Here is an 18,191-nt window from a genome sequence, read left to right as displayed (position 1 = left end):
GTCTACTTTCGAATCTTCTAATACCTCAAATACTCGCTTTTGAGCACGAAGGATCCTTTGGAAGCGACCTGAACTCCTTCCGGTACGCCGCTTAAGATGATGATATCGTCCTCTATGATGTCCCCGACCACCACATTGACCGCTTCGAACCTGCCGTCATCATGATGGATAAAGACCACGGAACGGCCTTCGATTTCATGGACCGCTTCCAAAGGTAACATTCTCCTCTTTCCGTCACCCGTACTCACGACCAAACCGGCCACTTTTGCCGTAACCGTCTGCCCGGGCTTCAGCTTTCCGCCGCGATTCGAAACCATGATCCTGATTTTTGCAGTTCGTTTAACGCTGTCCAATATGGCGCCCACATAAGCCACTCGCCCCTGGATCCTCGTACTTTCTTCGTTTCCGAAGGGATAGATCGTCGCCTGGGCTCCCTCGTGCACCCCGCCCAAATCCTTTTCGTACACGTCCAAGAGGACCCAGAGATTGTTCAGGTTCGCGATGGTAAACAACTCCTCGTTTCTGGAAGTCTGTTGTCCTATGATCGCTTTTCGTTCCGTGACTTCTCCGTTGATCGGACTCCGAAGCACCAGATTGGAGGAAACGTAAACCCCTCGTTCTATCCCCTCGATCTCCGACGGAGTCAGTCCGTAATTTTCCAGTTTAATCCGGGTCGTTTCCGCCTCTGTTTTGGCGGTCTTGTACTGCATGGTCGCAAGTTCGTATTCCTTAGCGGCAGTGACCTTCATTTCGAAAAGTTCCTTTGCCCGATCCGCCTGCAATTTCAGAGCTTCTAGGGAAGCTCTGGCTTTTACATAGGCCGCCTCCACTTCCCCGAGTTGCACGGAAGAAAGTATCGCTAACGGAGAACCCTGGCTTACACGATCCCCTTCCCTTACCAAAACTTTCTTGATTTTCGCCTCCACGGTGGATCCGACCCGAGCCATACTCTCCGGATCGTACGTGATCCTTCCCGGCAAGGCGAGTTCCTCGAACTGAGAAACCTCTTTTAAACTCACGAAAGTCACGGGGTGTCTTTTTAGGATTTCGTCCGAAACCTTGAAGAAATTTTTGGATTCCTGCGCGAGATGCTTTTCCGGTTTTTTCTTATAGAAATGCCTATATCCGTAGGCCGCTCCCGAAACCAACACGATCAGAAAAACGATCATTTTGTATCTCTGCAAAATCGCCGTCATCTTTCGTCTCCTTTTGAATGGATTTTGGATGGGTAGTCGGAGTTTTTTCCCGTCGCGGCCCGAAAAGCCTCCACGGCGTTGAAGTAAAGATACAAAAGATCGTAATATTCGCGTAAAATGAAAAGATAGTTTTTTTCGGCCTGGAGAAAAGTGACCTGATCGGAAGCGCCGCGCACGTAAGCGATCCTGGATTTTTCCTCCAATTGTTTATTTTTTTGTAATAGATTAATCCTTTCGTATTTGGTAAGCAGTTCTTCCCGAGCCAACAATTCCTTTTTCGCCGCCTCGATTTCGGCGTCCACTTCCCTTTTTTTCGCGTCCAAAGCCAATTCGAATTTCTTGTATTCTTCCTTGGCGGCGTAGATTTTTCCCTGTCCTCTATCATTCAACGGAATCGGAATCATGGCGAACACTCCCCCGTAATTCTCGCTTCCCTTCATCCGCCATTCCCCGCCGACCTGAAGCCAACCCAACGACTCTTTTCTTTGGAGTTCTATATTCATTTTCTTTTCCTGGAGCCTTTGTTCCAAAGCTACGATGTCCGGACGATCGCCGGGGGACGTCGCATCTTTGAGCCTTAAACCCAAATCCTCCAAAGAGCGGAACCTCATCGATTCCACCTGAAAAGCGAAAATACCTTCCCGTTCCGTAAGACCGCTCAAAATCCTTAGGTCCTTTTCGATCGCCTGCCTCCGAACGATCGCGTCCCTGTAGAATCTCTCCACCTGAATCCTTTCTAACTCCAACCTCTCGAATTCCAGAGGGGAAATATCCCCTTTTTGGACCCGAAATTTCGTAAGTTCCAGAAGGTCGCTGTAATTCTCGTAAAATTCCTTATTGGTATCCACGAGCAAGGTCAGGAAGACGAAAGCCCAATAGTTCTGCCTGAGTCTCATCCGAAACATTCGATCGAAATTCCGAAAATCCGCTATGGATGCTTCGAAGGATTTTTTGGCGACCCGAGTCCGTAAAGGTACGACTCCGTAAACGTCCAGGTCCTGGTAGAGAGCGGGAGCGGTTTCCGGACTTCCTCCTTGTGTATTCGGATTTCCTCCGATAAATTGTTGCTGGAATTGGAAAATCGGATTTCGGTACAAGGAGGCGGTAATCACGGCCCCCCGGGAAATTCCCACGTTCTGTTTTTCCGAAAGATACAACGGATTGTTGGAAACGGCGTATTCGGTCAGACGATCTATATCCCAGTCGATCAGCCTGGTCTGAACTTCCGAATGTTCCGCTCCGGAAATCGGAACATATCTCGGACTAAAATGTTCCGTTTTCTCTTCTCCCGAAGATTCGAATGGAATCGTTTCCGACGAAAGAAGACGATCGAAAGAAAAGAAAAAAAAGAATCCGCAGACGACCGAGAGGATCGCAAAAGAGATTCCGCGTTCTCCGAAACACCGAAACCTCGTTTCATTTTGCTGCAAAGATCGATGGATTCGCATTCTAGCCTTATTGACTATTCCGGCATGCAGTTTTCGTGCCCGCAAGCCGGTTTGTCGGTTTTTCCGGAGTTTTCCCTAAAAGAGTCGGTGAACATACCATTTCCCCTTCCGTTTCGTAAAATAAGGGTTAATGAGCTCCGACTCCCATTTTCGATTTTCTTGAAACTTGAATTTGACCTCGCAAGCCTGAGGAGTTTCGAAATAAAAATCGACTTCGATTCCTCCGGAGGAAAGAAGAAGGTCCCGAACCGTACGTACGTCCGTATGATTCTTTTCTTTTTCCAATGCTTCCCGATCGAAAAAGTACGTCCGAAAATAATTGTCCTTTGCGGAAAGTTCCGTTTTCAATCTCGCTCTGTCCCAATGGCCCTTCAGATCGATATAAATCCCATCCTCTTCCGAAACCAAATCCGGAAGAAACGTCAGATCCTTTCTTACCGTTCCGTCTATCAGCCTTCTCAGGATGGCGAGAATTTCCTCGCTGTCCTTTGTGAATTCTCCCGTGTGACCCGAAAGATAGATCTTAGCTCTTTCCACATTCGGTGAAAGTTCCTCCGAAACGGTCCTTTTCCGTACGAATCGAGTACAGTCCGTGCAGGCAAAGGCGACGAGGAACAAAAGGAAAAATACGGGTCTTACCCGGAGATTGTTAACGTAACCGAAGGGATTCATTCTAAAATCTCCTACCCGGGAGTTCTCAATGCTTTTTTCAAGAGTTCTTCCAGGTCCTTTCCGTACAATACGGACAGTCGGGAAGAATTGTCCGCCAAGAATCTGCGTGCGCCGTCCGTAAATTCCGCATCTCCTACGATAAAGGCTTTGTCCAGGCCCATGTCTTTGACCTGACTGAGAGTATCTCTCAGGAAAATGTCCGAGATTTTTGCGTCCTTCCATCTTCTGAATTTAAATAGGGCTCTTGTTTCCTTATCCGTCTTACTTAAACCCATGAAATTGAGACCGTCGCCTTCTTTATTCGGAACTTCCCGACTGATCGTATAGTTCAAAGCGATGACCACCTTGACGCAAAGGTTTTTGAATTCCACACCTTTCAGAGCGCGGAAATGATCCATGGCGCTGATCCCGATTTTTCCGATTTCGGCTACGATCTTGCCGCCTTCCTCATCGATAATTCCTTTGATGTGAAAAGATTTCGAGGATTTCAATCCTGAGATTTCGAAATATCTCTCTACCGGAAAAAGTTCCGGGAACAACCGCCCTAGCTCCTGGTCGGGAATGTACCCGCTTTTGGCCGGTTTTCCCGCTTCCAATCTCTTCGTTTCTAACTGGTATTTATAATTGGCCAATTCCACGATTCTTTCGTCGTCGACCCTTTCCGACTCCGCCTCGATCAGATATTCGCTGGCTTCCTCCAGACGACCGATTTTGACCGCAATCAAAGCGAAATGGTAATCCGAATCGATGAGTTCCTGTTTCCAACCGTTGTTTCTAGCGATCTCCATACAGAGCCGGGAATGTTTCAAAGCCTCGTTAAAGTCCCCCTTGAGCAGGAACTCCAACATGATGAATTGGAATAATGTATAGCGAACGTATTCGTCCGGAATCAGATCCACGACGGAGTTCGCAACCCGTATCGCCTCGTCGTATTCTCCGGAACGGGAAAGCGTAAGCGCGTACAAAAAGCCGGCTACCGCGGAATTAGGTTCTTCTTCATAGGCTTTTTGGAAATACGGCTTGGGATCCCCCTTCCGTAAGGTGGCCGCCACCACTCCTTTTGCGATAAACAAGGCGGTCATTTTGACTTTTTCATCCGGAACTCTAGACAGGAACTTGTCGGCAATTCCGAATTCCTTCTGGCCCAAAGCCATGAAAGCGACTCTTATATTCGCTTCCAGATTTTCCGGGTCAACGCTCAGAGTATCAACGTAGTGAAAAACGGATTCCTCGAAAAGATCCTGTTGGTAATAGATATCCGCAATCCGGTTCGATACGGCCGCTTCCGAAATCTCTTTATCATAAGAGCCGATCTTTTTGATCTTTTCCAGGTGTCTGGCTTCGTTGATGGTATCGCCTTCCATGGCGTAAATTTTCGCCATGATGAAATGAGCCCTCACGTTGGAAGGATTCGCATCCAAAATATCCCGGATTAAAATCCGGGAATCGACGTAATTCCCCATCGCCGCGAGCGCCAATGCCTTTTCAAATGCGTCTCTTTTGGACTGAATCAAAAAAGATCCAGCTGCTACGATCAGGATGATACCTGCTGCAATAAGAATTACGAAGATCATGTTCCGGAATTTCCCGTCATTTACCAAATAAATGTTGGATAAAATCAAACCTTTTCAGTATCGTGCTCTCGATGGGAAGAATCACCTACCTTCGGTTCGCCTTCTCCCTGTTCTTTCGGGACGCGACTACAAGTTTTCTTCATATCTTCTTCTCCACGTTCTTCGCGACCGGCCTGATCCTGAGTTTTTTCTCGATTCGGACGGACAAATCCGTTTCCGACGTTTCTAGTATCGATCTCTTCCGCAATTCTCCCTACTTGGTTTTGGCTCTTTCTAGCGTCGCCCTGATTTTTATGGGAATTGTTCGGACGACGAGTCGCTCCGGAGACACCGGAATTATGATGGCTGTAGGCGGAAATCGCTTCGGCTGCATCCTACTGGAAACGACGGAACTCTGGATCATTCACGGTTTCGGCTTCCTTTTGGCCTCCCTTGCCGGTGTTCTTTACCCGCCCGGAAATCCGGCCTTGGTATCCGTATTGGATTATGTGAGCGCCTTCTTCTATGAATCCGCTCTGCTCGGTCTTGCAGGAGGATGCACCGCCTTCCTTCATACATTAGTCGATCCGTACAGATCTATCCGGAGGGGAAAATGATCCTACGGATCAACAATCTTTCCCGCACATACGGAAACACGAAAGCGGTAAATTCCGTTTCCTTCGACGTGAACCAATCCGATTATGTCGCTATCGTGGGCCCGTCCGGTTCCGGAAAAACGACCCTCCTTTCCATGATTACCGGAATGTTGACGAGCAGTTCTGGAGAGATTTATTTCGATACTTTAAAGCTCTCCAGCATGACCAAAGGAACTCTGGCGAAATTTCGGGCTCGAAATATCGGGCTGATCTTCCAGTTTTCCGAGCTGATTTCCCACCTGACCGTGGAAGAGAATATTCTGCTTCCCGCCCTTTTGGTCGGGAAATTCGGAGAGCAGGAATATAAGGAAAAATGCGAATATCTCATTTCTAGCCTGAACCTGAATTCGATCCGGGACCAATTGCCTACCAGACTTTCTGGAGGTCAGATCCAAATGACCGCGATCGCGAGAGCCCTGATCAACGAACCCGAAATCCTATTGGCGGACGAGCCCTCCGGAGATCTGGATCCCGAAAACAGCGAGTTAGTGAGAAAATTGCTCTCCGACTTCAATTCCAGAGGATTGACCGTGCTCCTCGTGACCCACGATATGAATCTAGCGTTCGACGCGAAGACGATCTACGAAATGCGGGAAGGTAGCTTTACCCGAGTCGTGAAATGAAATCCTTTTTGGGATTGGACATCGGCGCACAAAGCGTTAAGGCATGTAAGGCGGACGAACACGGATCCATTCTATTCGAATCCTCGGTTTCCACAGGATCGGAGATGGAGGGAGAAACGTTTTTGACCTCCTTGAAAAAACTGGTATCCGAACTCCTGCAAAAAGGTCAGGTATCCGCGATCGGGCTCGGAAGCCCCGGTCCGATCGATAAGGACAAAGGAATTCTGTTATCATCCGCCAATCTTCCCAAACTCAAGGACGTCCCTGTCGTTCCCTATCTCAAGGAGACGTTCGGACTTCCCGTTTATTACGACAACGACGCGAATTGCGCCGCGTTAGGGGAATATTGGTACGGACAAGGCAAAGGATCCCCCAATCTACTCGTACTGACCTTGGGAACGGGAATAGGGGGAGGCTGGATTCACGAAGGCAAACTATTCGACGGTTACAAAGGCAACAGCATGGAGGTGGGCCACACTACGATCCGCCCCGGCGGATCTCTCTGCGGGTGCGGTCACAAAGGCTGCGCGGAAGCGTATTTCAGTGCCAGCGGATTTTCCACTAGATACAAAGAACTGACCGGCGGCACGTTTCGAAACGCCGAGGAATTCTTTGCCCGAGTGGAAAAAGGAGAACCCGAAGCCCGTAAAATTTTGGATGAAGGAAGAGAGGTCCTGGCCGAGCTGATCCGCAACCTGATCCACATCCTAAATCCGGAATGCATCGTTTTGTCCGGAGGCTTGGCCCGATCTTATTCTCTTTTCGGAAAACCGCTTGAAAATCGGGTTAGAGAAATCATTTTTCCCGTATTCAGAGACCACGTTCGCATTTTAGCGGGCGGCTCCATCACGGGAGCGCTCGGCGCCGCGAGCCTTTGTTTGGGACGGAACGAATGAACGACGCAAACTGTCTTTTTTGTAGGATTATCCGGAAGGAAATCCCCGCCAAAATCGCCTATGAAGACGAGACTATATTAGCATTTCATGATATTTCTCCCCAAGCGCCGGTTCACGTTTTAGTTATCCCGAAAAAACATTACGTATCACTGGACGAACTAGGAGAAGAGGAAAAGAATCTGGCCGGGGAACTTCTCTTTCGCATCCGGGAATTGGCGAGGTCTCTCGGACTGGCCCCAAACGGCTACCGCGTGGTCAACAATAGAGGTCCGCAAGGCGGTCAAACCGTATTCCACTTGCATTTTCATCTGTTAGGCGGTCGACAGATGACCTGGCCTCCGGGCTGAACCGTCGGAGCTCCTGCTTGAAAAAACTCGCGGTCGGAATCTTAATCAGCGGTATTTCCTTGGGTTTCCTGTTCTGGAAATTGGATCTTTCCGGTTTTGCTAATATTCGGGAAAGATGGGAACCGATTTATTTGCTCCCTTTTTTTATTGCGATCATCTGGGGCCTGTCGCTTTTTTCTTGGAGATGGTACCTTCTACTCGGAAAAAAGATCCCGTTTAAGACCGCGCTTCTCTCTTCGTTTATCGGCGTGGGAGCAAATCAATTCCTTCCCGCACGAGGCGGCGATATTTTCCGATTGTACTTATGCAAAAAGGATTCCGACGCCAACTACGGATCTCTGGTAAGCGCTCTCTTTCTGGAAAAAGTTTTGGATTTCGCCTTTATCTTCAGCGCAGGACTCGGCGCTTTCTTCCTGCTCGGCATTCACCAGGATTTCGTGCGTTTCCTATTGCCCCTCCTAGGAATCGTTTCCATCCTGGGTGTCCTCGTTTTCGTACGTTTTTTCCACAAACGGATCGCGTCGATGGGAGAAACATTATTTTCAAAAGTGGGAAAAGGGGAATTTTTCCGCAGCAAACTCTCCCCTCTCGTACTGGAGCTGGGCGGATTTTTAAGTCTGAACAATGCGGGAAAGCACGGCTTACTCACCGGATGCACTTGGCTCTTCGGTTACGGACTCCATTATACTTTGCTACAGTATTTGGTAGGAATCCACTTAAGTCCGATGGAGACGGTATTCATTATGTTTTGCGGAGCGGTCGGAGTCATGGTACCTTCTGCCCCTTCCGGCGCAGGAGTATACCACGCTTCCATTACTTCGGGATTCGTCTTATTAGGAAGGGAAAGTTCGGAAGGATTGGTGTACGCCACCACGGTACATCTAGGACAGATGGTTTCGTTGGGAATCTTGACGGCAGTTCTTTATACGTATTGGTCTCTTACCGGAAAGGAACGTGTTCCCGCGGAATGATCCGGGGAAAGAGACTGATCCCTTTTTCGCTTATCCATTGCTGATCGGAGGAAAGTCCCGCAAGGAAGACCTTTCTGCGGGACTGGTTCCGAAATAGGTTCAATTCGCGGAGAATTTTTGCATGTCCTCGCAACCGGGGATCGTGCGCTGTTTTCCATGGCTTCCTTTATAGAAATCGCAGGTCGTTTTTTCCACTGCGGCAATGCAGGTTTCAAATGAGGTGACCATCTCCGAAGTGACTTCCTGTTTCTTTTCCTGACGCGCTTTACGAGCCTTCTCGAAATTTTCCTTGAAATAAGCCTCGCAATTCTCTTCCGATTGCATAAACGGAGGAATCATATTCCGGTATTGGGCCGGAACTTTCGCGAGCTCGTCTTTCGTACATTCTATTGTCTTAGAACACATGACTTTTTGGAATTTCGGGGCCAACTCCATTAGCCTTTCCTCGGGAGATTTGGAAGATTTGCAATCTCCTAAGGAAAGAATACAGAGAGCGGTTAGCGATAGCAGGATTGAAATTCTCATCGGAAACTCCGGTAAATAAATTTTGAACCAACCTAACGAAAAGATTCGATCGGGAAATTCTTTTTCCGAAGCTTGGGAAGAAATTTCCAACACCTCGTCCGCTTTAATGGAGGGTGTCGATTCGAAGGTGGAATCAGGCCACGTTTTTGAACAACCGATGAACCACCGCTTTGCGCCCCACTCCTTTCAGCGAGGCCTCGGAGGTTTCCCAGACGTACCCTTTTTCGCTCAGCATGCGATCCACTCCCGGAGTTTTCAGGACGGATTGGGTTACCCAGATTTCTCCGGCTTGCGCAAGACCCTGTACTCTCGCAGCTATATTCACACTCTGACCGAAATAGTCCAATCTCTCATCATTGATGACGGCTAACGAAGGCCCCTCGTTCAAACCCACCTTCAATCCGATCTCGAAGCCTTCGGTATGTGCCTCCTGATTCATACGATGGATCCTGCTCATCATCTCGAGGGAAGCCAACAGTCCTTCGACGGGAGAGGAAAACGTGGCCATGATTGCGTCCCCCATCGTCTTTACTATGGCGCCGTTATGTTTCTTAACAGCCTCCATTAAGAGTCGGAAATGCTCTTGAACCAATTTGTATGCGATCATGTCGCCGGCCTTATCGTACATCTCCGTGGAACCTCTTAGATCGGTGAACATGATCGTAAGACTTTTGACGTTCAGATTTAAATCGGACCGCAACTGCTGCACTCGGAACAAATCGCGGAAAGTCTGGTTATTCAGCAGATTTTTGGCCGTCAGGAATTCGGAAATCGTAGTAGGATGAAGTTTGGTAATTTCCGAGATCCGACCGGGATTGGGAGCAAGATGCAACCCGCCGGCCTTATTGATGGTACGATTCGTGATCTTGACCTCGTACTTACCCTTGGGAAGATGCAGTTCCGAAGGAGTAAATCCCGAGGGGAGAAGATTCAACTCCACAGTATTCAAGGTCTGAGGACCTTCCTTATCGAAGTGGAGAAAGGCGGCGGAATTGTTTTCCACCGACGTAAACTGATATACCTTCAGATTCTCTGCGTCCACCTCGATCGTAACCGTGGCGTTCGGTTCCATATTCAACAATCCGCGGAGGGTCGTGCTCAAAAACTGCAGTAACTGCGGGGATTTCTTGTAGTTTTGCGAAAAATGAAAGTTGTAATAGGATTGGACGTCTTGCAGGGAAAGAGCCGTAAAGTCGATTCGTTTTACCGAAGGATGGATCGTAAACGTGACTTCGACTTGGTCGTCCAAAGTGGTGGGAACATCTATATTACAAATATAGCAATGAAAGGAATTTTGATCGATCTCATCCAGGGACTTATGACTAGAAGCGACTCCTCCGCAGGCGGGACAGACCATATTATAAGCTACGTCGAAAAGGCCGATTTTTGCGCCATGTAGAAATAGATCCAAAGATTTAGCGGAATCGAAACCGGTCTTCGATGCAAATCGGAACGGATTGATCCGGATCAGATCCCAAACGTCCGCTTTTCTCAAATGTCCGATAAAAGTCCGAACGTCGGACTTGTCCAGGTTGGAAAACCCTTCCAGTGATTTTTCCTTTTGCTCCAGATTGGCTTCTTGAAACATGCAACCCCCTTTCGGAACTCTTTCGGTTTCATAATATGTTAATGTAACGGAAATAATTACAATTTATTTGACGCTCACCGATCCCTTTCGGCGGAAAGAAAGTCGGATTTTCCATTCGATTTTTATGAGAGAAAGGAATTTTTGTTTTTTTGCGTCCAAAATCTGCGAAAGAAATGAATTCATTCCTTTGGGAAAATCAGAAAGTAAGGCACCCACCCGGACGATCGTATGGAAAAAATGAAAAACGGAAAGAACTCTAGAGTGGTCATCACCGGAATAGGAGTCATTCTCCCGAACACGTTCACCGTTCAGGATTTTTGGACCAACATTTCCGAAGGAAAATCCCAATTGGATTTTATCTCCCGTTTTTCCACGGAAAATTTTCCCGTGAAAGTAGCCGGCGAAATGAATACTTTCGATTGGAAAAGGCACCTTCCGGAGTTGGGCGAAAAACACGCAAAGAATTACAATACGGAGACCTTCGCCCTGATGTCCGCCATGGAAGAGGCGAATAAGGATGCCAAAATCGCGAAGAATTCCCTAGACCCGTCACGGGTCGGATTCATCGATTCTTCCTCCCGCGCCTCTCTTTCCTGGTGGGAATTCGCGTGGAAAAAGTATCTGGAGGAAAAGGACGAGAACATATTCGATCGCTATTCCGTTTTGACTTCCATGGCTTCCAACCCCACCAATCTCACTGCTATAAACGCGAATATACAGGGATTCGTGACCACCATTTCCGCCGCTTGCGTAGGAGGCCATCACGCCATCAGTCTCTGCTACCAAGCGATCCGTAAAGGAAGGGCGGAAGTCATGTATGCCGGAGGTCACGAGTTCCCCCTTCTCAAACCTCTCATGATGATGTATTCCGATCCGATAAGTCGGGTCATGTCCATGGAAAAGGAAAATCCGAAGCGAGGGATCCGCCCTTACGACAAGAATCGGGACGGATTCTTATTGGGAGAAGGAGCCGTCGTCTTAGTGCTGGAAAGACTGGATCGTGCCTTGGAGAGAGGAGCGAGAATCTACGCCGAAGTTCTGGGAACCTACAGTTACAACGAAGCCGACCATGCGTTACGAATGGACCTGACGGGAAAAAAAGCCGCCACAGGATTAAAACACCTGATCCGAATCAGCAACCTGCATTTGGGAGATATAGACTATTTTTGCGGCCACGGAACAGGAACGTATAATAACGATTTGGCGGAGAGTAGAGCCGTTTCCCACTTGTACGAAGGAAAACCCAAATTTCATTGGTCGCCGGTAGGCTCCATCAAACCGATCTTCGGACACACATTCGGGGCCGCCGGAATCATAAACGTAGCCGCGACTTCCTTGATGCTTCGGAACCAGATCATTTGCCCTACCATCAATCTAACGGACCCTGATCCGGAATGCGACCACGACCACGTCGCGGAGGGCGCTAGAAAAACAAGATTGCGATACGCCGTATCCATGGCCTTTGCGATCGGCAGCCAGTCGTCTTTTGTCAGTCTGGCGGCTCCCGATTTTTAAAGTCGATTGATGCGAACCAAAAGTACCGTATGATTGTCACGGGTCATTTTCAGATTCGCCTCTTCGGATAGAATAGAACAGATTTCCTTGAGATCTTCGTGTTCCCGGATCACCTTTTCCATAGTATCGATATTCAAGACCTCGGTGAGCCCGTCCGTACAAAGCAGAATGTGATCCCCTGCGGACAATTTTCCTGTCAGATCGAAAATATCCGCCTGCATGTCCTTACTTCCGCCTCCGATACAACTCGTCAAAAGATTGCGGCCGGAAAGACCTCCCAATTCCTCGCTGATATTGTGGTCCACGGTGATCTTGCTCAACCTGCCTTCCGTCATATGATACAGACGACTGTCACCTACGTTAAATACCCAGGATTTCTTTTTTCCCAAAAGACAACCCACCAAGGTCGTCCCCATACTCGGCTTTCCGATGGATTGTCCGTGAAAATTCACTTCGGTATTGATTTTTCGGATCAGATTTTTCCAACCGAGAGGAGGAAGCTCCTCCAGAGGCTGGATCGCGCGGGCCATCCAGGAAAGTTTCTCCAAAGCGGTTTTGCTGGCGACTTCCCCTGCCTCATGCCCTCCCAATCCGTCTGCTAAGGCAAAAAGAGCCGGAAAATCCTCCGTATCCGTCTCCCTGACTTCCGCAAGCTCTCCCTGAACCTGCCCGCATAGAAATTCTCCGTTGGCAAAGAACGAATCTTCATTGTGGGAGCGAAAGTTCCCCTTGTCGGTGATTGCATAATAGCCGATGTTCATTTTTTAGAAATTCCGAATATAGGTCCGGAACCCTCTGCGGTCTTTTACAAGAATGCACCGGTTTCATCCGTCCTACAAGAAAAAAGAGCGTTTTGAGACGGTCGAAAACACGAGTTCTATTTTGCGGAATACCCTCCGTCCACAGGCAGGGCCACGCCGGTAACAAAGGAAGATTCGTCGGAGCAAAGCCAAACCGCCGCCTGGGCGACCTCTTCGGGGTCCGAAAGTCTACGCAAGGGGTGAAGATCGGTAATCCGATGTTCCGCCTCCGCAGGATCGGTGGAACTCCGAAATAAGCCTGTCAACATTTCCGTTCGAATGAATCCGGGGCAGATCGCATTCACACGAATTCGATCCTCCGCATATTCCAAGGCCGCCGACTTAGTCAAGCCGATAATTCCGTGTTTGGCGGCGGAATAAGGTGCCACTTTCCAGTCTGCACCGACGAGCCCGGCGACCGACGATACGTTTACGATCGCCCCTTTTCCTCGTTTCAGCATCAGCGGAATTTGGTATTTCATACAAAGCCAGGTGCCTTTTAAATTCACGTCGATTACTTTGTCCCATACCTTTTCCGGATAATCGTGCAAAGGCAACGCCAGTCCTCCGATTCCCGCATTGTTGACCGCGAAATCCAGTCCACCGTAAATCGACTCCGCCTTTTGTACGAATTCTCGGACCCCGGAGTCGACGGAAACGTCGCAAACGAAAAACTTCGCCTCTCCGCCGGAGGAAGCTACTTCCGCTTCCACCTTTTTTCCTTCCTCTTCCCGCCTCCCGCAGAATAGGACTTTTGCTCCGCGCGCCGCGAATTCCAAAACCACGGCTCGTCCAATCCCGGCATTCCCTCCGGTTACGATCGCTATTTTATCTTTCATGAATGCTCGACTCTATCTCGGGTCGCCCGAGAAGGGTTTCGGTGAAGGAAAGTAAAGCGACATCCGCCGACCGAGTCAACTAAAATCCCTAATTGATTCTGCGCGTCGGACTATTGCGCACCGTATTTAAGTATTTCTTTAAGTGTTCGTTGATCTTTTCCAGGTCCGACAATTCCTCGTTTAGATCCGCGATTTTCAGATCGTTGGCCAGCACCAGCAAGTACCGCAATTCCTCCAGATGCTCTTTGGCCCGAAGTATGTTCCGGATTTTCTCGGATCGGATACGGGCTCCCCAAGCTCCCGAGATTCGTGCGGGTATCAGGGAAGAAACGGATCTTACTCGCTCGATCCAGGAATTCTCCGCCTTCGGCCGCAATTCGTCGCACAGTGCATACAATCTCAGTATGAAATCGTGGGAGATTTTCCATACCTCCAATCTCTGGAAGCCCGATCGAATTTCGATATCCGCCGGGAAATTCGAGGCCCCCACGGGAGGACTGGGCATCGCCCGGATCTTCCCGGACGTCAACTTCTCCCGGAAAGATGCGGGAACAAAACTTACTTTTCTTTCTTTATAATCAAAAAATAATACTCTGATTTTAACGAGGGAAACTTTTCTTTTTCTACCGTCCTTGGACAATCGAAAATAGAGATCGAAGGATTTCTCCTCCAACCGATCCAGGGAAACGTCTATAGTCGCCACATCCTGGTAAAGTAGTTCGCCTTCGTAGCGTATCGTAGCGTTCGCAAAAATGATGCTGTATCCGTGGATATCCATCACGGAATATCCCAGAAATTGGAAGAAGCGGAGATGAGCTTCCATCACCAGCTCCATAATGGTCGCGAAGGAAACATGGAGGTCCATGCTGAGATCGGTCTTTCGAATCGGAATCTCCGTCGAAAAATAATACCTTTCGGGAAATTCCGCCTCCTGCTCCGAAGAGATTTCGTTTTTCATTCGGAAAATCTTTCCCGAAACTCCTTCGGGATCTCCAAAGTCTTACGAGCTTTGTAATCGTAAAATACCAGGGAAATTTTTACCGTGGCGACCTCTTCCCTCTCGGGAATTTTCGTCACGAAGAAGATCAAATCGCAGGATTTCCGTCCGAGATTCGTGACAGCTACCTGCCAATCCAATCGCTCCCCTTCTCTAGCTTCGGAGCGATAGTCGACTTCCAATTTTGGAACGATGATGTTCGCCCCGGCGATGTTCGATTTGGACCAGGAAAAATGCTCCAAAAACCCGTCAAAGACCTTGTCAACCATAGGAATCAAAGAGGCATAGGTCACATGGGAAACGAAAATCCCTCCGACTACGGTCGCACTCCGAATATCCGCGTTTTGAACATGGACTTCCATCCGATAATCGAAGTGTGACGGAACGGAGATCTGAGACATGATTTTCTCTTTCGAAGGAAAGATCCCTTTTTAATATCGGTCCCGTAAAAACGCTTCTTGAAAGGAGGGCGCGAATCCGATTCTAGAATAGACTCCAACGTTAGGCGAATTTAAGTCTTTTTTTCCGAAAGTTTTTCGATTTCACCGTTGATTTTAATTTTCACCCGATTTCTCGGGTCACCGGTATGAAAATCCGGTTTTTTCCGTCAAATCAATGATAATCTGTTGGGAGTTTACCGTGTGCCGTTCCACGGTTAGAATTTCTACGCTAGAATGCAATGCTTAGAGAATCTTACCATCCAGAACCGGTCAAAATTCTTTCGGATCCGGACAGCCTTGTGCGGGAATTCGTTAAGCCGGGAATGTACTTACATTTGGCCGCAACAATGTCCCGACCGAATGCACTGATTTATTCTCTAGCAAGAGTTTTTAAGGATAAAAATCCGGAATTCACATTTAGCGTAGCGGGAATTCATTCGAGCGCGCATTCCATCGCGCTTTCCGGCATCGCCAAAAAGGTCATCACCGGTTTTGCCGGAGACACCTATCCCAAACCCAGTCCGAATTCTTTGTATAGGGATCTGCTGGAAGGAAAGCCCTTCCAAGTGGAACTCTGGTCCTTACTCACGATCATACAACGCTTGATTGCAGGAGCGATGCGTCTACCTGGATTCGTCTCCAATTCCTTGGTCGGCTCCGACTTGATCACGGACAAATTGGGAAAATCCGCCTTTCTATACAACAAACCCACCGAAGGCAATCCTTATGGGGAAGCCGCCTCCTCTCATCTTTCCACCGAAACGAAAGGGATCCGAGGGAAAGACCTTCTATTTATTTCGCCTTTGAATCCGGAATACACGTTAATGCACGGAGTCGTCGCGGACGAGGACGGAAACATCGTGCTCTGTCCTCCGGTGGGAGAAGGAACCTGGGGAGCCATGGCCGCCGTAAAGGGAGTGATCGCCACCGTGGAAAAGATCGTCCCACGGGGAATGATCCCGCCGGAAATCGTAAGCATACCGAGTAGTAGAGTGATCGGTTTGGCCGTAGCAAAATTCGGCGCCCACCCTCAATCTCTTCGCGTACACAATCTTCCGGATCTACCGGCCTTCAAGGGAATCGAAACATATCTGGACGATTATGAATTCCAATCCGAGGCCAACGAGTGTGCGGGAATTCCGAGCAGGGCGGCAAGATGGTACAAGCAATTCGTAGACCTAGCGGGAGGGCACGCAGAATATCTGGAGGAGATCGGCTCGGATAAATTACGAAGATTGAAAATGATTCCTCCGGAACACCGACTAACGCGGAAAGAGGATCCGAATACGGTTAACGATTCGGAACAGATGATCATTCTTGCGGCGAGGGCCGTGATAGAACGGGTAAAAAAAGGAGGGTACAAAACCATACTCGCGGGAATCGGAGCCGCTCATATGGCCGCTTGGACCGCCTTTAAATTATTGGAACAGCAGGGAATCTCCATCCGCGTCATTTCCGAACTGGGATTTTATGGAATGAGTCCCTTTCCGGGAGACGTTTTTTTATTCAGCCAGCTTCACGCTCACAATTGTTTCATGCTTTCCGAAACCGCCCAAGTTTTAGGGACCATCGTTCCGGATTCCTGCCTAGGTGTGATCGGCGCTGCGGAACTCGATTGGTTCGGAAACGTGAATTCCGTCGCGGACGGAAAAGGAAAATTCCTGGTGGGATCCGGCGGAGCGAACGACATCGTCTCGGTGGCGGATACCGTCGTGGTGGCAAAAGCGAACCGACAAAGATTCGTAAGAAAAGTGAAGCACATCACTTCTCCGGGCGAAAGAATCATTGAAGCAGTCTGCCAATTCGGACGCTTTCAGCGGGACTCTCTTTCCAACCACCCCTTCGAATTGTATTCCTGGATCCCGCCCGCCTCCGATGAAGAAATGGAAACGATAGAAGCGGTACTCCGGTACACACTTTGGCTACCACCCGACGAGGAACTTCCCATGCGGAAAGAACCTCCGATTACTGCGGACGAATTGACCATTTTACGGGAACTCGATCCGGAAAGAATCTATACCGAGCAATTTATGGTTTATACTCGCCTGCCTTAATTGGGCAAATATGTGTACAAATCGTGGAATTATGACTGGAAATTTATTGTTTAGCTGGGAAAAATTGAATCATGTCCAACCATAGCCTGGGGACCTCCAACGGGGTTCGGTTCACCGGATTCGGTCACTATCTCCCCGAACGAATCGTTACGAACGACGAGATCCGTTCCGGACTGAAATATCCGGAAATGCACCCTGCCGAAAAGGCCGTAATCGGAAACATCGGCGTCTCTAAGAGACATAGAGCTTCGGAAAAAGAAACCCCCGCTTACATGGCGGCCAAAGTTGCGGAAATGGCCTTGGCGGATGCGGGGAAAAAACCCGAAGACGTGGACCTGTTCCTATTGGCGAATTGGACCGATCGCTATTACGTTCCGGAACTGGCTCCGCAAGCATCCGTACTAGCCGGTACAAAACGGGCTCTTGCATTCGACATTTGTACGGCATGCACCGGTTTCGTCCACGGAGTCCAAATGGCCTCGGCATTCCTCTGTTCTGGAAAATTCAAAAATGCGTTAGTGATCGGAAGCGAACGCTTTTCCGTCCGGACCAGAATGGGAGGTTACGGGGAATTTACCGCGGGAGACGGAGCGGCAGGAGTGTTATTGGAGTTTACGGGAGAAAAAGAATTCGGAATCATTGATTCCTTTTTGAAAGACGACGGCAAGTTGGCCCCGATCATCATCACCGGTCCTCCTCCCGACAGCTATATCAAAAGTTTTCCGGAGTTGGTACCGAATGCGGCCGATCTGACGCTTTCCGCAATGGACGACCTGCTGCAAAGAAACCGTTTCACTGTGGAAGATATCGATTGGGTCGTTCCGCATCCGGGAACGGATGCGGTGCTCCAAGATGTCTTAAAGAGGACTCCGTTTCCGAGAGGGAAGATTCTCACGAACTTCGAGAACGTGGGAAACATTTCGGCAGCTTCGATACCGATCGTCCTGTCGGAATTCTATCGGAAAGGAACGTTTAAAAAAGGGGATCTTTTTTTGACTCCCGCCGTCGGGGCGGGATTCTACTGGGGAGGACTCCTCTTTCGGCTTTGATTTCGCGGATAAAGAGAGAACG

The 18,191-nt window shown here is 48.9% G+C and carries 18 protein-coding genes; 8 read left to right on the top strand and 10 right to left on the bottom strand.

The features are described 5' to 3' along the window. Positions 1-17: 17 nt before the first annotated feature. From EHO60_RS09255 to EHO60_RS09240, 4 genes are all read right to left on the bottom strand, one after another. Positions 18-1,196, bottom strand: a complete 1,179-nt coding sequence (locus EHO60_RS09255) for an efflux RND transporter periplasmic adaptor subunit (RefSeq protein ID WP_135767818.1) — start codon at positions 1,194-1,196, stop codon at positions 18-20. Next, positions 1,193-2,644: a TolC family protein gene (locus EHO60_RS09250; RefSeq protein WP_425460277.1), complete on the bottom strand. Its 1,452-nt coding sequence runs from the start codon at positions 2,642-2,644 to the stop codon at positions 1,193-1,195. The genes EHO60_RS09255 and EHO60_RS09250 overlap by 4 nt, the downstream gene beginning before the upstream one ends. Before the next feature lie 75 nt (positions 2,645-2,719). Then, complete coding sequence (locus EHO60_RS09245; RefSeq protein WP_246028209.1) at positions 2,720-3,316, bottom strand: hypothetical protein; 597 nt, start codon at positions 3,314-3,316, stop codon at positions 2,720-2,722. Between the two features lie 11 nt (positions 3,317-3,327). Beyond that, positions 3,328-4,890, bottom strand: coding sequence for a restriction endonuclease (locus EHO60_RS09240; protein WP_135767817.1), 1,563 nt, complete (start codon positions 4,888-4,890; stop codon positions 3,328-3,330). 71 nt (positions 4,891-4,961) lie between these two features. Between EHO60_RS09240 and EHO60_RS09235 the strand changes: the two genes are divergently transcribed. From EHO60_RS09235 to EHO60_RS09215, 5 genes are read left to right on the top strand one after another with little or no spacing between them, the layout of a single operon-like run. Then, on the top strand, positions 4,962-5,486 hold the full coding sequence (locus EHO60_RS09235) for an ABC transporter permease (protein WP_135767816.1): 525 nt from the start codon (positions 4,962-4,964) through the stop codon (positions 5,484-5,486). After that, positions 5,483-6,148, top strand: coding sequence for an ABC transporter ATP-binding protein (locus EHO60_RS09230; RefSeq protein WP_135767815.1), 666 nt, complete (start codon positions 5,483-5,485; stop codon positions 6,146-6,148). Before EHO60_RS09235 ends, EHO60_RS09230 begins: the two co-directional genes overlap by 4 nt. After that, positions 6,145-7,044, top strand: a complete 900-nt coding sequence (locus EHO60_RS09225) for an ROK family protein (RefSeq protein ID WP_135767814.1) — start codon at positions 6,145-6,147, stop codon at positions 7,042-7,044. The genes EHO60_RS09230 and EHO60_RS09225 overlap by 4 nt, the downstream gene beginning before the upstream one ends. Beyond that, complete coding sequence (locus tag EHO60_RS09220; protein ID WP_135767813.1) at positions 7,041-7,391, top strand: histidine triad nucleotide-binding protein; 351 nt, start codon at positions 7,041-7,043, stop codon at positions 7,389-7,391. Before EHO60_RS09225 ends, EHO60_RS09220 begins: the two co-directional genes overlap by 4 nt. A 17-nt stretch (positions 7,392-7,408) precedes the next feature. Next, positions 7,409-8,362 carry a lysylphosphatidylglycerol synthase transmembrane domain-containing protein gene (locus tag EHO60_RS09215; RefSeq protein WP_135767812.1) on the top strand — a complete coding sequence of 318 codons (954 nt, stop codon included), beginning with the start codon at positions 7,409-7,411 and terminating at the stop codon, positions 8,360-8,362. A gap of 99 nt (positions 8,363-8,461) precedes the next feature. On the opposite strand, the gene EHO60_RS09210 is transcribed toward EHO60_RS09215, so the two are convergent. Both EHO60_RS09210 and EHO60_RS09205 read right to left on the bottom strand, forming a co-directional pair. Beyond that, on the bottom strand, positions 8,462-8,887 hold the full coding sequence (locus EHO60_RS09210; RefSeq protein ID WP_246028208.1) for an LA_2478/LA_2722/LA_4182 family protein: 426 nt from the start codon (positions 8,885-8,887) through the stop codon (positions 8,462-8,464). A 133-nt stretch (positions 8,888-9,020) separates the two neighbouring features. Continuing rightward, positions 9,021-10,475 (bottom strand): adenylate/guanylate cyclase domain-containing protein, encoded by a 1,455-nt coding sequence (locus EHO60_RS09205; RefSeq protein ID WP_135767810.1) that lies wholly within the window; start codon positions 10,473-10,475, stop codon positions 9,021-9,023. Between the two features lie 228 nt (positions 10,476-10,703). Here EHO60_RS09205 and EHO60_RS09200 point away from each other — a divergent pair, with 228 nt between their 5' ends. Then, positions 10,704-11,990, top strand: coding sequence for a beta-ketoacyl-[acyl-carrier-protein] synthase family protein (locus tag EHO60_RS09200; RefSeq protein ID WP_135767809.1), 1,287 nt, complete (start codon positions 10,704-10,706; stop codon positions 11,988-11,990). On the opposite strand, the gene EHO60_RS09195 is transcribed toward EHO60_RS09200, so the two are convergent. The 4 genes from EHO60_RS09195 to EHO60_RS09180 form a co-directional block, all read right to left on the bottom strand. Then, complete coding sequence (locus EHO60_RS09195) at positions 11,987-12,751, bottom strand: PP2C family protein-serine/threonine phosphatase (RefSeq protein WP_135767808.1); 765 nt, start codon at positions 12,749-12,751, stop codon at positions 11,987-11,989. The two genes, EHO60_RS09200 and EHO60_RS09195, sit on opposite strands and share 4 nt — an antisense overlap. A 116-nt stretch (positions 12,752-12,867) precedes the next feature. Then, entirely contained in the window at positions 12,868-13,629 is a 762-nt protein-coding gene (locus EHO60_RS09190) for an SDR family NAD(P)-dependent oxidoreductase (protein ID WP_135767807.1), read from the bottom strand. A gap of 88 nt (positions 13,630-13,717) precedes the next feature. Continuing rightward, on the bottom strand, positions 13,718-14,587 hold the full coding sequence (locus tag EHO60_RS09185) for a four helix bundle protein (protein WP_135767806.1): 870 nt from the start codon (positions 14,585-14,587) through the stop codon (positions 13,718-13,720). After that, positions 14,584-15,027, bottom strand: a complete 444-nt coding sequence (locus EHO60_RS09180; protein ID WP_135767805.1) for an acyl-CoA thioesterase — start codon at positions 15,025-15,027, stop codon at positions 14,584-14,586. The genes EHO60_RS09185 and EHO60_RS09180 overlap by 4 nt, the downstream gene beginning before the upstream one ends. A 278-nt stretch (positions 15,028-15,305) precedes the next feature. On the opposite strand from EHO60_RS09180, the gene EHO60_RS09175 reads away from it, so the two are divergent. Together EHO60_RS09175 and EHO60_RS09170 are read left to right on the top strand one after the other, a co-directional pair. Further along, complete coding sequence (locus EHO60_RS09175) at positions 15,306-17,120, top strand: CoA-transferase (RefSeq protein WP_135767804.1); 1,815 nt, start codon at positions 15,306-15,308, stop codon at positions 17,118-17,120. 71 nt (positions 17,121-17,191) lie between these two features. Beyond that, a complete protein-coding gene (locus tag EHO60_RS09170; protein WP_135767803.1) occupies positions 17,192-18,169 on the top strand; it encodes a ketoacyl-ACP synthase III in 978 nt (325 codons plus the stop codon). Positions 18,170-18,191 lie beyond the last annotated feature (22 nt).

Origin of the sequence: Leptospira fletcheri, assembly GCF_004769195.1 — a bacterium.
Classification (GTDB): domain Bacteria; phylum Spirochaetota; class Leptospiria; order Leptospirales; family Leptospiraceae; genus Leptospira_B; species Leptospira_B fletcheri.
The sequence above is the reverse complement of the archived record's forward strand: the minus strand, read 5'-3'. Positions and strand labels throughout refer to the sequence as shown.

What these genes read in the sequence shown, in the direction of transcription:
- EHO60_RS09255 (WP_135767818.1), bottom strand. Translation starts at nt 1,196, where the DNA reads ATGACGGCGATTTTGCAGAGATACAAAATGATCGTTTTTCTGATCGTG.
- EHO60_RS09250 (WP_425460277.1), bottom strand. Translation starts at nt 2,644, where the DNA reads ATGCGAATCCATCGATCTTTGCAGCAAAATGAAACGAGGTTTCGGTGT.
- EHO60_RS09245 (WP_246028209.1), bottom strand. Translation starts at nt 3,316, where the DNA reads ATGAATCCCTTCGGTTACGTTAACAATCTCCGGGTAAGACCCGTATTT.
- EHO60_RS09240 (WP_135767817.1), bottom strand. Translation starts at nt 4,890, where the DNA reads ATGATCTTCGTAATTCTTATTGCAGCAGGTATCATCCTGATCGTAGCA.
- EHO60_RS09235 (WP_135767816.1), top strand. Translation starts at nt 4,962, where the DNA reads ATGGGAAGAATCACCTACCTTCGGTTCGCCTTCTCCCTGTTCTTTCGG.
- EHO60_RS09230 (WP_135767815.1), top strand. Translation starts at nt 5,483, where the DNA reads ATGATCCTACGGATCAACAATCTTTCCCGCACATACGGAAACACGAAA.
- EHO60_RS09225 (WP_135767814.1), top strand. Translation starts at nt 6,145, where the DNA reads ATGAAATCCTTTTTGGGATTGGACATCGGCGCACAAAGCGTTAAGGCA.
- EHO60_RS09220 (WP_135767813.1), top strand. Translation starts at nt 7,041, where the DNA reads ATGAACGACGCAAACTGTCTTTTTTGTAGGATTATCCGGAAGGAAATC.
- EHO60_RS09210 (WP_246028208.1), bottom strand. Translation starts at nt 8,887, where the DNA reads ATGAGAATTTCAATCCTGCTATCGCTAACCGCTCTCTGTATTCTTTCC.
- EHO60_RS09205 (WP_135767810.1), bottom strand. Translation starts at nt 10,475, where the DNA reads ATGTTTCAAGAAGCCAATCTGGAGCAAAAGGAAAAATCACTGGAAGGG.
- EHO60_RS09200 (WP_135767809.1), top strand. Translation starts at nt 10,704, where the DNA reads ATGGAAAAAATGAAAAACGGAAAGAACTCTAGAGTGGTCATCACCGGA.
- EHO60_RS09195 (WP_135767808.1), bottom strand. Translation starts at nt 12,751, where the DNA reads ATGAACATCGGCTATTATGCAATCACCGACAAGGGGAACTTTCGCTCC.
- EHO60_RS09190 (WP_135767807.1), bottom strand. Translation starts at nt 13,629, where the DNA reads ATGAAAGATAAAATAGCGATCGTAACCGGAGGGAATGCCGGGATTGGA.
- EHO60_RS09185 (WP_135767806.1), bottom strand. Translation starts at nt 14,587, where the DNA reads ATGAAAAACGAAATCTCTTCGGAGCAGGAGGCGGAATTTCCCGAAAGG.
- EHO60_RS09180 (WP_135767805.1), bottom strand. Translation starts at nt 15,027, where the DNA reads ATGTCTCAGATCTCCGTTCCGTCACACTTCGATTATCGGATGGAAGTC.
- EHO60_RS09175 (WP_135767804.1), top strand. Translation starts at nt 15,306, where the DNA reads ATGCTTAGAGAATCTTACCATCCAGAACCGGTCAAAATTCTTTCGGAT.
- EHO60_RS09170 (WP_135767803.1), top strand. Translation starts at nt 17,192, where the DNA reads ATGTCCAACCATAGCCTGGGGACCTCCAACGGGGTTCGGTTCACCGGA.